Here is a 14,422-nt window from a genome sequence, read left to right on the forward strand (position 1 = left end):
TACGCGGAGTTACCGACATTCATCCAGCAGTGCGGTGGGATCGCAAGCGACCGCTCGAAGCACCCTCCTGATCATTTCGGTATCGAATACGTTGCTGTGGAAGGTAACTGAAAAGTGACGTCGCCCATCGATCTCTGCACCGAGGAACGCGATTCCTTCCGCTCCATATGGATCGGTGGCCGCCACACACAGCGGATCGCCTGTCCATCTGATTTCATCCGAATTGGGAAGACGACCTATGTCCGAGTATGAAACCAAGGCGTGAGGCTTGATGCTCACGCTCGCCTCGGCGACCGTGGCGTGGGACCTCCCGAGGACCGAAGCTACAGTCGCCTTCGCACTGATCGCTGAAAGGGTCAGCAACGGGTGACCCGAAACGAGTGCCCCCGCGATACCCCGACTGACCTCCGACAAAGTCACGGATTCACCCACCGGAACATATTGCCCCACAGCAAAATTACCATTGACCACGGTCGACGGATGCGCATATCTGCGCGCGTCCATCAACACGAGCGCATTGGACGCGGTTTCCACTCCATGACCTCGCAAGGCAGCAAGAAAAACAAACAGTGTTATCGCGCGCAGAGACGCCGACGGTGCGTGCTCGTCGCGCCAGCACACTAGTCGACGTGCAACTTGCGGATCCATCGGGAGCGAAAGACTGACCGGGTTGGGCCGCCAGGGCGTTCGGCGAGTCGCCGAAACCGCCTCAATCCGTGTTCCACGCACGTGCGAATGCCATCGAACGGCCGCTCCGAGCCGCCGAGGATCAGCTGCAAAAGACCGAATAATTGTGCGCGACAAAGGAAGTCTCGACTCCGCTGTATGCAGAGATGAGGGTAGTTGCCCTGATTGAGCGGTGCTGACAAGGGCAGCCCACAATCGCGAACCACCGATCCCGTCGGAGATGCCGTGCGAACCCAAACATGCAACATACTCCCCCGACGCAACGATTCGGATCGACGAGTGCGTCAAATCCGAATTGAATACGGCGGTCGCAAATCTCGAAATGTCCGCCGCGTCGGTGGGCGGAACTTCTTCGACTGCCGCGCCAACAGCATCCGGATCGAACAGCCAACGACGGCGAGAGGAATCCGCGCGCAATCCGAACCTCGTCTGCGGACCGATCCGAGCAATCTCGATCAGCGCGCTCCGCAGATCACTCGACGAGATGACACCAACTGGTCCGCCGATGACGAGCGCACGATCACGAACCCGCATCTGATCAACTGCAGAAATTTTGTACCTAGACATTATTCACTTTCAAGGCGTGAATCGAATCCAGTCGACGGTCAAGGTCGACACCTCCGGGGTGGTTGCATCCGTCGGCCCGGGCCATTCTCCGCCCACCGCTATGTTCATTACGACATAGAACGGCTTGTCGAATACCCATTTGGAGCCGTCCGGCGACTCGCTGCGCAAATACTCGCCCACCATTACACCGTCGATGAAGATCGAGATGGAGTCAGATCTTCTCGTCACCTCGTAGACATGGAAGGTGTCCGAGGCATCACCGCCGAGATAACCATCCGACGACATCTTCCACTTGCCTTCTGTGTGTGCAGAAGGATCGGACCACGGACCGTGGATTGCGTTGTGATACTCAGTGGCATTGTGCACCAACTCCATTACATCGATCTCGCCGCTCTCCGGATAGCCCACCGTCGCCAAATTCTCGCCGAGTAACCAGAATGCCGGATGGATTCCCTGCGCCATCGGGAACTTTATGCGGGCAGAAATCGTGCCCTCGGTGAACGAAAACTTGTCCCTTGTCACGATCCTCGCCGAAGTGAATCCCCCCAGGACCCGACGAGCTTCGAGCACGAGATTACCGTTTCCATCCAAACGCGCGTTTTCGGCGTTGTCGGTATAGATCTGCTTCTCCTGATTTCCCCAACCTCCGCCCCCGACATCGAATCCCCACATCGCCGCGTCAGGAGAATCCCCTGCAGCACCATCGAATTCGTCTGTGCCGAAATCGCTTGAGACCATTCGCATCATTGGACTCGGGGGTTCACCGGTGGTGCACGAAGTAGCCAATAGTAGTGAGGCCACCGAGAGAATCATCCCAGCCCGCACCACGACACGCGTACTCCCACTCATTTCGCAACCCTTCGATAGACGTCAATCAGTCGATCAGCTCGCGCTGAGACCGCGTGGTCCTCCAATACCGACCTGCGTGCACCGGTCACCAACCGAGCGCGAAGCTGCCTGTCATCCAGAAGGGACAGAATTCTCCCGGCCACGTCTGCGGAATCACCCGGTACGGACAGCAGTCCGTTTTCACCATCGACGACGTAATCGAGGAAACCGTCGGTCCGACTGGCCACCACCGGAGTACCAACTGACATCGCTTCGATCGCTATGAGCCCGAAGGGTTCTCGCACGGAGGGAACACACAGGATGTCAACCGACCGCAAAATGGCCGCAACATCGTTCCGTTGTCCGACAAATCTGACAGCACCAGGAGCCAATTCCGCAGCTTTTCGGCGAAGATTCTCGCCATAGCGCTCGTTCCCCGGGCTCGACCTGCCAACGATGACCAGATGTAAGTCCTTGCCGCGGGAACGGATCTGGGATACTGCCTCGATCAAGGTGTCGATTCCTTTGACAGGGTCGACCCGTCCAATGACTGCGACCAATGCAGAATCGGGGGCATCGGTGAGCTCAGCTCGCACCGTAGCTGGTCCTGGCGCAAAGACCGCCGAATCGACGCCCTGAGGAACTACTGTCGTCTTTCCCTGAGCCGCCTTCGAAAGCTGCTGCCGTGCAGCATTACTCACTGCGATCGCGGCTGAGGCCCCACGAACGGCCGAACTCAGCAGACTCCGACCTCGCCCCGGGTCGAGTATGTCGTGAATCTCGAGCACAACAGGTGTTCGCGCCAACCTGCCAGCCGCAACGCAATCCAGATGTGACAAGAGCGAATTCGAGTGGACGACATCAGCACGCCGAGCATGTACCAAAAGCTTTGAAACCCACGTCGCAGACCGCGGGATCTGCGACAACAACTTCGCCGGAGTCTGAGAAGCGCCAGAGGAATCACGCAGACCGACACGCGCCCCGTCTGGCATCGGTATGAATTCGAGTCCCATCTCGTTCCACGTCTGTTCGAGCTCACCACCAGAGGGCGCGGCCATGACAACGTTCACACCTTGCTCACCGAGACGTGGGAGCAACCGAATAACACTGTGCTCGATACCCGTGACATCGCGAGTCAGCGTCGACGCAAGAATTCGCAGCCTGCGATCAGCCATCGTTACCACTTTCATCCTTAACGGCCACTCGCTCGAAGACTACGAATCCACTACCTTCGAGGAAGACTTTCCACATCGGGTCCAACCGCATTCGTGCCTCCAGATTCGGCAATGCGTCCCGTGGGGAGAGCCCGAAGTACCAATTGTAGAAAACCATTTGATCGGAAATCGCGAAGTACGTTGTCCGGTGGTCAGCGACGAAGTATTCATTGAACTTCGCGTACTCTTCGTCAGTCGCAAAGTCTGCACCGTAGAAAAGAGTCGCGGCCTCCGGTTGCACATCGAACTTCGGATCGAGGCCGGCCAACCGCAGATAAGCCTGAGTTGGCCGATCAGGCCACGCCGGGGACGGAACCCTCAGTACACCATAGGGATCCGCCGACTCCAACACCTCGGAAGCGCCCTTGACTACTGCAGGTTTCGTCAAGTAGGCGAACCACGCACCAAAATACGCTTCTGATGAAGACAGCGTGACACCGATGAGCAGGATGCCCGCCGCTATTAGCTTCATCCTCGAGGCTCGGCACGCGCGGAGCATCGCAGTGACCGGAAATGCAAGCAGCAGGGAACAACCCACCAAACAGTAAAGATAGACACGAAAGATCGCTTCACCACCATAGCCTTGCCCGGCCAGAATGGCGAGGGGAGAAAACGCGACAATCGCGAGAGCAAGTACCGGCATCTTCTTGCGCCACATGATAATTGCCGTGACCGCGGAGGAAACCAACAGTCCGACAGTCAAGAAACGCATCGTCTTACTTGCAAATGCCTGTCCTGCAGTCGGCGTGAGATTCGCTCCGGCGAGGTTGGACTTCGCGTTCGACGTCACGTCGAAAGAGAATTTCGCAAAGTCACCTGCACTGTCCCAGTTGTAGATGAGGAAACCAATGGCTATTGCAGCGAACACGAATGTCAACCACCACGGCCGAAGCATTCGAAAGATCATGAGCGCCAACAGGATCAATCCCATCCAATACGGAGTGAGTTGGTGAGTGACTACTATCGCGCAGAAGACCACGATCATGACGACGACAAGGTTAGGTCGGTCTCGCGAGGATCCAACCAGGGTTAAGAACGCAAGAACTAGGATCAGAGCCAGCGATTGAGGGGCGAAGTAATCCTGCGCCACCCAATTGAGCACCTCGAAGAGAAACGTGGCGGAAATAGCGGTCGGGACATCCAGCCTCCACGCCCTCGCCATGCAGTAGAACAGAATCACCATGAGGAGATGCGCAGCGATCGCGAACCAGTTCGCAACGGTTATGTCCGGCACGCCGGTAACGCGAGAGAACCAAGCCGTTGCCGTGAAGAGGCCAGGCCACCCGTTGTACACATCGACACCTCGTGCCAGGAAATGGCTTCGCTGGATCAGATCCGTGACCCCAAGATGCTTGTACGTCCAGGTATACAGCGGCACATCGGACGCCATGAGTGTCGCGGTCCTCTGCACGAGCGCAACAGTCACCACCGCGCCGAACGCTGCACGGTCGTTCCTTCGTGACATTGCGACTGCGAAGCCGATCACCGACAAAGTGATTGCACCGGCGAAGAACGGTGACGCCGCGAACAGCAGGCCGAAATCCGACGCCTGTGCAGTCGACAGCGAAGGGGCAGCGATCCACCAACTCACCAGTGCTGCAACGAGAATCCCCCACGAAATCCAATCGCGCCTCTTTCTGTCGGATACGACAGCAATCGTCAGCCGGTCAGTCGGAGCATCATATGACTTCGTCGACGACAGCTCGTTACGCTCCTTCAATCTCGTCATGACCGCCGGAACCCCGACAGGACAGCCCCGATACGTCGCTTGAGGTTTTCGCGACCGGAAACTTCCGGGCGATTATCGAGGGTGAGAAGTCGAACTAGAGATGCTCCGATGGTAGCGAGACTGGGAATCACGAGCTGCGAAAAGGGATAGTACTCCTCGATTGTGGTCATCAGGAATGTCATCAGCACGACGATCGAGATCCCCAGGGCCGGAACAGCTGCGACCCGTACGTAGCCAGGTTGATCAGGCATGTACGACATAATTGCCGCACCCGGGCCGACCGCGACAAAAACGATCACGGCTACACCGGTGAGAGCGCCGATCGCGCCCAGGCCGGCGCCGACCAGACCACAAACTCCACCGACCAATCCCAGAATTGCCAGTCTGTGCTCGTCGGTCGGCCACCGCGCGTCAACCATCGCAGTCGCCCGACGAATCGACCTAGCGCCGGGAAATTCGACGGCTATCGAACTGCGCACCGGGCGCGTTCCCTTCGGGAGAAGTGGTCGCCCCCGCAATCCCCCCAAACGCGAGCGCACCAACGCTGCGGGGCCTCGCAACAATGCGCGCCGCTCGATCCAAGGCAATTTGTCAAGATCGGGTGTAAGTCGAATCTGACCTTCTTCAGGTTGGGAGACGCTCCCGAAGTGCGAAAGTCCCTTGACCATACGCGTCGCCAACATCATCGCTATTCGCGGATCCATAGCGAGTTTCGTCAACCAGGCTCCCAAGCCGAGGCCGTAGTCGGCCATCTGTTTACTCAATCCCGCTGAATCGATGCGATGGCGGTGCCAGACTCGCGCAGCAGGCGCGTAGACCAGCGCACCCCCGTCGAGAATGACCCTGACGAACATGTCGATATCTTCACCGCCGCCTGACGGCGATCCCACCCCTAGCCCCTCGTCGAATCCGCCGAGTTCGAGCATCACGGATCGTCTTACCGCGAAATTGGCACCCGTCCCGAAATCGCCCACACGGAAAGGGAACAGAGCGTCGTTCTCAGGCGGAGCTGACAAGCGGTACGTCGTTCGCACAAGATTCTTCGACCAACTCACGCGACGATCGAAAAAGGCTTGAGCAGGAGTCGATACCTCACCTGTCGGCACGAGACCTGTGACGATGTGGACGTCCTCCGCGACTGCGAATCCGCCGACCAACTCACGGAGCCAGTTCTTGTCAATCACGACATCGTCATCCGTAAATGCCACGAACTCTTCAGTGGCCGCAACTAGGCCTATGTTTCGTGCCTTGGACAGGCCACGTTCCGGCGCATCAACGATCCGAACTCCGGCAAAAGCGTCCACTATCGGCGGTGTCAACCCGGACGAAGGATCGTTGTCCACGACAAGCACGTCGTAGTTTCGGTAGTCGAGATCGGCGAGTGAAGTCAAAACTTCACGGAGCATGTCCGGTCGATTCATCGTGCAAATGATCAATGTGACAGGCACTTCGGGAGCCGGTGAAGTGGTTACAGGCTCGGAATCCGGCAAGTAGGCCAGTACTTCCTTCGATCTGATCATTCCGTTCGCGACTTGAACCTCGACAAAGGCAAATGATCCGTTGAGTCGGGCGACCAGCAGGCGAGCACGTCCGTACGCTGTTCCCCCGGTCAATTCGATGACACTCGATGCAAGTAGCTCCCACTCGTCCACCTGACCTATCCAAATGGCCCCTGCCCACAATTCGATTCCGGCCGTCGGCGTCATCACCGGATCGAGATTCGTGAGTCCATCACGCCGAAGGCCCTGTGCGGCTGGCTCACCGGCGTCCTGATTTCTGACATCTTCTTCAAACCTCATACTGAAACACCCGCCTTCTTATTGCATCTCGACGCCGAGCTATCCCGAAGACTGCGGCGATGCTAGCCGCCGTCTGGGCCACACCGACAGCAACCGCAGCACCCACAGCTCCCCAGAGAAAGCACGCGAAAGGCAAGACCACCATGAGAAGTCCGGCGAACAGACCGTTGATGACCACCAATGGTCCGATCTCGCGCCTCGCTCGCTGCAACGCAGACCACACCACGAACATCGTTCTCATCAACGACCCGATCGCAAGGATGATCACGACAAGTTCGGCATCCAAATCCAGATACTCGGGATCGAGTATTCCGAAGATAATCGGTGCACCCAGCGAGACCAATACCCCGCCCACCGCGACCAGAACAGAAACCCTCACAAACAAAACCAACGCCATCTTGGAACCATCTTTCGGGTTCTTCGAGGCGTGAACCACGAGGGAAGTCCCCATGGCAGAGCCGACGAATTCGAGAGTCTGTGCGATGCTCATCGAAAGAGAGAAAACTGCGCCCTGAACTGGACCGGAATAGGCGGTGACGAGAAATGGCATCAGAAGGATCACCCCGACACCCATGGCTTGGGTCGGGACAGCTTGCCTGCACATTCTCACGACCTCAGCCGACGCGTTGCCTTCAGTCCACAGGCCAGGGGGCGAGGTAGCCGATCGCCGTTCGACGATACGGCCGATCATCAACCGCATGAACACAACCGACGCTCCGCCTACCACGACCGTCGACATGACCACCGGTTGCCAATTCGCTAACCACACCAACGCGAGAAGAACACCAATGCGACCAGCGCTGACGATCCCGTTGATCAAGGGCAGCTTCCGGGACTCGTCCAAACTGGTCAAAGTGCTGTTCTGCAGAATGAACATGCCCCAGACGACAACACCCACAAACACCAGGCAGGCAACCGGAATCGAGCCCCTCACTTCCGGAATGAACCAAACCGCCGCGACTGCTGCAATGACGCCCACAGGAACCGACAACATGTAGAACACCCGCAGACCTCGCCGGTGCACGGCGCCGAGGCTTGCACCTGCTGCGGGCATCATCGAATTGAAGACATCGCCGACTCCGGTACCGATTACCATTGCCGGAGCGGTAACGAGCGCAAGCAGCGCTGTCATGACGCCCAGCTGTGCCGGCGGTAAAACTACAGCCGCGACTGCCCAAAATCCCATGCCTAGTGCGGCATTGATGACCTGGGACGACGCCATCGACGCTGCATCCGCGTAGATTCGCGGTCCCTTGTTCGTCATCACGGGCCTACAAAGTGCCGACGCCTGCACACGATAGCGGACAGGGCGCCCATACCCGCCGAAACGATTCCGGCAACTACGGCCCCTGCCCTCGACAGGGACACCCGACCCCCCAAGACGTATCGCCGAAGCCCGCTGGTGAGAACACTGCGCACGTAGTCACGCTCATCGTCGAGTTCCTCCGAGCCGTTCCGGTCGTCTCGCAGTTCGATCTTTCCCTTCCCCTCGGAATAGCAGCGGGCCAGGAAGAAGCGAAACGTGCTGCGTTCCAAAGGAATATCGTGATCGATCACCGATGTCGGCACGTACATCCAATGAAAGTCGTTGCCAAGTTCCGCCATTCGGATACACAGGTCGGTGTCCTCGGGTTGCGATCGCTCGCCGCTCTTGCCGAACCCGACTCGAAATCCTCCGACCGCGCGGAAAGCCGCTGTACGAACGGCCATGCTGCCACTCCAGACGTTGCGAACACGGGAGGTCTCGATCGGCATTCCGTGAAACGATTCTCCGACGACCCACCCGAATTCGTCCGGAAACCAATCAGGCTTGGGTGATCGCCATACTGCCCTGTACCGTCCGCCCGTCCCGACGACCCGCTCGTCCGCGAACGGTTTGATCAGCTCCGACAACCAGCTGCTGTCAGCAATCTCGTCGTCATCGATGAAGGCAGTGTAGGGCGTCGACACGACAGCAACTCCAGCGTTGCGAGCGCCAGACGCACCTCGAGGCCCGTCCTCGTAGGAGATCACACAGATGCCCGGCATTTCGCGGCGCAAGGTGTGCGCGAGCGAGCGATTGTGGTCGACCGCAACGATGATCTCGGCAGGCTGCAAGGTCTGCGCTGCAATCGAATGAACAGCAGCAACTATCCCCCGCAACCGCTCCATCGAATAACAAGCCATGACGACGCTTACCGCACCGCTATTCGAATTGAGGCCATGTCGTGTGACCATGGTCACGTCTCCAATCATCGTGCCGGCCGATTTCCCGTCCCGCTCGCGTCCGGACCACCGCCTGGACACACAGACCAAAACATCTCAGTCGCCACAAAAGCCCAGATTGACAGACTATCGGTCTGTTCTTTGGCTATTTACTTGACGGTTCCCCCGCCGACTGTCGTGGACCAATGTACCCCAGTAACGTCCCAGCGATCATTTCACCGATGCGGTACAACCGAGGTTGTGACGTTTCTGAAATGGGCATGCTGGACCACCCTCGTCGTGGGCGCAGGACTGCTCGTCCTTCGATACTTGCCGCTACGCAACCCCGCACTGCTTTCACTGGTGATCGCAGTGCCATACCTACCGCTCGCAATGGTGCCTGCAACGCTGACATTGCTCGCCACTCGCGAGTGGGTCGGCTCGATCATCGGGCTGGCGATGATCATGTTTGCAATCGGCACACAGGTCGCGGTGCCCGTCACCCCGCCTCGGACAGGCGAGGCCATGCGAATCATGTCGATCAATGTCGCAAAGGGTGCGGCCGACGTGGACGCAGTCGTCGATGCAGCGAGACTTCACAACGTCGACGCTGTCGCGGTACAGGAATTGACCCCGGCCTTTGCGGCCGCACTGGAAGTTGCAGGAATGCCCGGGATCTTCCCGTTCAGCGTCATCCGGCCAGACAATGACGCACGAGGAACCGGACTGTGGAGCCGATTCCCGATCAGCGAACCCCGTCAAATGGAAGGGTTCGGGTTTGCCTGCGTCGCAGGAACAATCGAATTCAAAGGCGGAAAATACGACCTGGTGGCGACACACATCACAGCCCCGATACAAGATCAGGATTCCACGAACTGGATCAATGAACTCGCACAAATCCGCGCACTATTGGACACGAATCTCAACCCACTCGTTATCGCCGGCGACTTCAACGCAACCGTCGATCACCGACAGTTTCGAGGTTTACTGCATGGTGGAACGCAGGATGCCGCGAGGCAGGCTGGTCGGTTCTACGTGAACACCTTTCCCGCGAACTGGTCGTGGCCGCCATTCGCCGCTCTCGACCATATTCTCGTCCCGCCCGAACTGACGGCGACAACGTTCGATACCGTCGAGATCGCTGGCTCCGACCACCTCGCAATCGTGAGCACACTCGTTCAGCGCTGACGAAAGTCAACTTTCCGCAACTGTCTGGCAATTTCCAAAACAAACCTGTAGATTGTTTTGTGGCAGATCAGCTGTCGATGAGTACGTTCTCGACTGAGGACATCCTCTCAGTCCAATCGGATGTCGAAGGATTCAGATGCGGTTAGCGCGCGGTCACGTCGAACCGGCAAGCTCGACATGTCATTTCGGAGCGTCACCGAGCACTGCTGGGAACACCATCGAGATAAACAAGAGCGCATCCTCAACGCATGTGGCCACCGATGGCGGAAAGTTCACGACTTGGTTCGGCAACGAGGCTTCGCCACTGTTCGGCACACTGCACGTTCCGGCTGGGGGCACAGCACGCGGAGGGGTCGTGCTGTGCCCTCCGATCGGAAAGGAGCATGTCGATTCTTATCGCGGCCTGATGCTCCTGGCTCAAAAACTTTGCGCGCAGGGCATGTTAGTCCTTCGGTTCGACTATCTAGGCACAGGTGACTCGTCCGGTGAACAGACCCGAGAAGACGCTGTCCAGATATGGGAGTCGAGCGTCGTGGAGGCTGCTGAGTTTCTCCAGTCCTGCGGAGTTCGCGAGATCACACTGGTCGGGCTGCGAGTAGGCGCGTTGGTCGCAACTTCCGCGGCGTCGAGGATACGAGATATGACGACGCTGGTACTTTGGGATCCCGTCATCCGTGGGCGCACGTTCGTTCAGCAGCAGAAGGCATTGAATCGGCTCACAGCGGCCCCCGATGCCGACGATCCACTCATCCCGCTCGTCGGGATGTCGGTGCACCCACTTGCTGCACAACGTCTTTCGGGTATGAATCTCACTGCGCTGCCCATCGACCCTTCAATTAAGGTCCTAGTTGCGTCGCGGCCAGAGCACGCCGACACTGCACGAGTAAGACAACTCGTAGAATCACTGTCAGCTGACCACATGAACATCGACGGCCAGGCCCCCTTCATCGAGCCAGCCGACTTCGCGGTCCAAATACCCTGGCATACAGTGTCTTCTCTGGCGCAATGGATTGGCGATTCGACGCGCTCGCCACGCACAAGTGTCACCGCACATCTTCGTCATTCCACGACCTTGTTGAACTCTCAGTTCGAAATCCCGATCACCGAATACATCTCCTACGCCGGCACGAACCGTATGCTGACTATCCGCACAGCGCCGGCCTCGAGCATCCCCGGCGGCCCGACTCTAGTTCTATATGGCACCGCGTCCGAACACCGGATCGGTCCCAGTCGCCTTTGGGTTGAGTTGGCAAGAGAGTTGGCAGGCTACGGAATCACGACTATCCGCTTCGACCGCACTTCAACCGGCGAAACGACCGCTGCGCAGGATCGAGAAATCAGCACCATCTACACACCCGAGCAACGCGTTGATGGCGTAGAGGCAGCCAGAAACGCTGGCGTGTGCCCAGAAAACCTGGTAGTTGCCGGCTTGTGCTCCGGATCGTGGAGTGCCGCAATCGCTGCCGCAGAACTCGGAGCAAATCGCGCAATACTAGTCAACCCCCTTCGGTGGACTACGCGACAATTAGAGTTCACGCGAAGCCAGTCTCTCGCGCCTGCAGAATGCTCGCGAGGAACCTTCGCGCTTCGAGCACACAACTGGGCCGTCAGGTTCAAGGACAAGCTTCGTGACCGATTGCCGTATCGCGTCTGGCTCGCATTGGGTCGGATTGGTCTCGTGCAGGTCCCAGAGGTGCTTCTCGCGCCGTTGGTCCAAGCAGGCGTCGCAACGACAGTGCTTGTATCACCAACCGACGAGGAATGGTTTAACGAGAATCGCGGTCGCAGCGGAGTCCAACGCCTACGGAAAGCGTTCGGCACCATCGAGATTCGACAGCTTTCGCAGGGTGATCACGCGTTGATCGGACCAAGGATTCGCGCCTCGGTTCACAAGGAAATGAAGAATTCAATCTTGACGACGTTTGGAATCCCGAGTTCACGACTACTCTCAGTGCCGCCGGAGGCTTTGAGTGATTCGGCTCAGGAGACCACTGCTGCGGCGAAATCGAGTGCATTCACATAAGCCACAATCACTCCCCGACCGCAAGTGCCGGTGGGCGTCATTTGCATGTCCGCAGCGACACTGCAGATTCGAACCGGTGAGGCGAAATGTCGACATCCAACAATGTTGACACATCGAGATCGTCTCGTGCGGGGATTGAACGTAGGAAGGCCCTCCCGCCGGACAGGTGGGAGGGCCTTCGCCAGTCACCGACTACTTTGCGCGAGCCGCTTCCCGTAGCGGAACCCGACGCTCACTCCGGATGGTTCGCAGTACTCGAAATCCGTCACGTACTGCGTTGAGATTGCTCTCGCCATAGATACGGTCGCGCTCGTAGCTCGGCACTTCGGATATCTTCAGTCCTGCATTGGCTACCCGAACATTGATCAAGGTTTCGATCTCGAAACCGTCGCCCCATTGCGCCTCCGCGGTACCAGTCTCCGGCAGGTTCATGACAGGTATGTGGCGACGCCAGAACGCGTTGTAGCCGTAGCATAGGTCGCTGAAAGACGCACGGAACTTGATGTTTACGATTCCATTCAGTGCTTTGTTTCCAAGTTTACGAGAAAAAGTGATGTCATCGCTCCCCCCTCCTTGCGCAAACCGTGTCCCCTTGGCAAAGTCGGCCCCCTGCACAAGCGCATCGACGAACAAAGGAATCTCCGCAGGGTCCGTCGAACCGTCAGCGTCGATCATGACGACAATGTCACTCGTTGCCGCCCGAAATCCACATGCGAGTGCGTTGCCTTTCCCTCGTCTCGTCTGCGTTACGATCGTCGCCTTCGGCCACAACCGCTTGGCAACATCCACCGAATCATCGATCGAATGGCCATCGACGAAAACGATCTCATCGATTCCGTCAGGCATCCGCTCTGCAACGTAAGGCAGATTTTTCGCCTCATTCATCGCCGGCACCACCACCGTCACAGAGGGACGCTGTGAAGCCGGTGCATGCTCCTGCTCGGATATCTGGATGCGGTCAGTTGTGTCCACGCTCATTGGTCCTCTGTCTCCCCGGTTGCGTCCCCCGCCAGATATCAAAAACGGTGAACCTTTGGCTTCAAGCAAATAGTTGGCCAACCGCCGAACGCCCCACCGTCCGACGAAGACTGGCTCGCCTCTCGCTTGACCTGTACCGAACCAACGGTTGGTACCCCCAACCCTGCACGTAGAGCGGCACGGTTTGCTTGTCTGGAGATAAACATACCTTGAGTTTGTTTATTTCGCAGCCTCGAACTCAGGTGACCTTCCACTCAGCTACAGAACGGCAATCAAATCACGGGAGCCGCCGAATTCGCCAAGCATCAGCCCACCGTGCGGTCGAACGAGCAGAAGGCTCCTCGCCCTGCACATTCACCGAATTTCTCGCCGACGACTGAATCATCGACTCCGCATCACGAAAGTGTTCAGCAAAGCGCTGAGCCTCGAGGCGAAGAGCCTCGTCGGCGTCAAGGGACCGCGCAACCGCGTCCCGCAACTCAACCGGTACCAGGTCCTCGGGGAACCCTCCACGGACAGCCCTCTTCACATACTGCTCAGCCAGCATCGCTGCGGGTTGGCTTTGTGCAATGCCGTCGAGCTCTGAGGCACGCGACTTCTCCTCCGCCTTTCGCTGATCCCATGCTCGCTCCTGCGCCGCAATGTCGACCGACTCCGACGGTTCGCCGGCCAGGTGTGGGCTCCGGTGGCAGAGTTTCGCCACCAATGCGCCGGCAATCGTGTCTATGTCGACTGGCGGTGCAGTTGGCTCGCACTCCGCTATCCGTGCATGAAACAACACCTGCAACAAAAGGTCACCGAGTTCCTCGTTCAGCGCCTCGCGGTCGCCGGCCAGAATCGCATCGAGCACCTCATACGTCTCTTCCAGGAGGTAGTTCGACAAGCTCTCGTGAGTCTGAGCAACCTCCCAGCCGCCAAAACTCCACATCCGGTCCATCAACGCACTCGCTGCGACAAGTCCGTCGCCCTTCACGCGTTCAGCGGCAATCAAACGTGCACCATCCTCGAGCCTGCTGCGCGCCGCCTCACACTCGCGGTCGGTCGTCACCAATACCCGGGCGCCGGGTACAGACTCGGCAAATCGGTCCCGAACCTGCGATGGCACATCTTCGGCAATCTCGACAGGACCGGCGAGGGCAGTCAAGGCATCAATTGGAACGGACATGGGGCGAAACGGGTCGAGCACGACCACAGTCGGCTGGTGGTCGCCATCTGATATCTCGTT

At 58.3% G+C, this 14,422-nt stretch carries 10 protein-coding genes; 1 reads left to right on the top strand and 9 read right to left on the bottom strand.

Going from position 1 to position 14,422, the window contains the following annotated elements; translation table 11 throughout:
* Positions 1–9: 9 nt before the first annotated feature.
* The 7 genes from ATN38_RS03825 to ATN38_RS03855 form a co-directional block, all read right to left on the bottom strand.
* Positions 10–534, bottom strand: coding sequence for a hypothetical protein (locus tag ATN38_RS03825; protein ID WP_144245859.1), 525 nt, complete (start codon positions 532–534; stop codon positions 10–12).
* A gap of 729 nt (positions 535–1,263) precedes the next feature.
* The gene (locus tag ATN38_RS03830) at positions 1,264–2,067 is read right to left on the bottom strand and encodes a glycoside hydrolase family 16 protein (RefSeq protein ID WP_037132772.1); all 804 of its coding nucleotides are present in this window, start codon (positions 2,065–2,067) and stop codon (positions 1,264–1,266) included.
* Positions 2,068–2,099: 32 nt separating this feature from the next.
* Positions 2,100–3,257 (bottom strand): glycosyltransferase family 4 protein, encoded by a 1,158-nt coding sequence (locus ATN38_RS03835; RefSeq protein ID WP_042448895.1) that lies wholly within the window; start codon positions 3,255–3,257, stop codon positions 2,100–2,102.
* Complete coding sequence (locus tag ATN38_RS03840; RefSeq protein WP_144245860.1) at positions 3,250–4,782, bottom strand: hypothetical protein; 1,533 nt, start codon at positions 4,780–4,782, stop codon at positions 3,250–3,252. The genes ATN38_RS03835 and ATN38_RS03840 overlap by 8 nt, the downstream gene beginning before the upstream one ends.
* Before the next feature lie 239 nt (positions 4,783–5,021).
* Positions 5,022–6,824: a glycosyltransferase family 2 protein gene (locus ATN38_RS03845; RefSeq protein ID WP_064443931.1), complete on the bottom strand. Its 1,803-nt coding sequence runs from the start codon at positions 6,822–6,824 to the stop codon at positions 5,022–5,024.
* Complete coding sequence (locus ATN38_RS03850) at positions 6,814–8,088, bottom strand: hypothetical protein (RefSeq protein ID WP_064443930.1); 1,275 nt, start codon at positions 8,086–8,088, stop codon at positions 6,814–6,816. Before ATN38_RS03850 ends, ATN38_RS03845 begins: the two co-directional genes overlap by 11 nt.
* Positions 8,088–9,041, bottom strand: coding sequence for a glycosyltransferase family 2 protein (locus ATN38_RS03855; RefSeq protein WP_042449210.1), 954 nt, complete (start codon positions 9,039–9,041; stop codon positions 8,088–8,090). Before ATN38_RS03855 ends, ATN38_RS03850 begins: the two co-directional genes overlap by 1 nt.
* Positions 9,042–9,269: 228 nt before the next feature.
* Between ATN38_RS03855 and ATN38_RS03860 the strand changes: the two genes are divergently transcribed.
* On the top strand, positions 9,270–10,196 hold the full coding sequence (locus ATN38_RS03860; RefSeq protein WP_052416977.1) for an endonuclease/exonuclease/phosphatase family protein: 927 nt from the start codon (positions 9,270–9,272) through the stop codon (positions 10,194–10,196).
* 2,215 nt (positions 10,197–12,411) lie between these two features.
* On the opposite strand, the gene ATN38_RS03870 is transcribed toward ATN38_RS03860, so the two are convergent.
* Positions 12,412–13,197: a glycosyltransferase family 2 protein gene (locus tag ATN38_RS03870; protein WP_003946311.1), complete on the bottom strand. Its 786-nt coding sequence runs from the start codon at positions 13,195–13,197 to the stop codon at positions 12,412–12,414.
* A 277-nt stretch (positions 13,198–13,474) separates the two neighbouring features.
* On the bottom strand, positions 13,475–14,362 hold the full coding sequence (locus ATN38_RS03875; protein WP_080726611.1) for a MazG family protein: 888 nt from the start codon (positions 14,360–14,362) through the stop codon (positions 13,475–13,477).
* Between the last annotated feature and the right edge of the window lie 60 nt (positions 14,363–14,422).

The sequence above is a fragment of the Rhodococcus sp. FH8 genome, assembly GCF_019266085.1.
GTDB classification, from domain to species: Bacteria; Actinomycetota; Actinomycetes; order Mycobacteriales; family Mycobacteriaceae; genus Rhodococcus_F; species Rhodococcus_F qingshengii.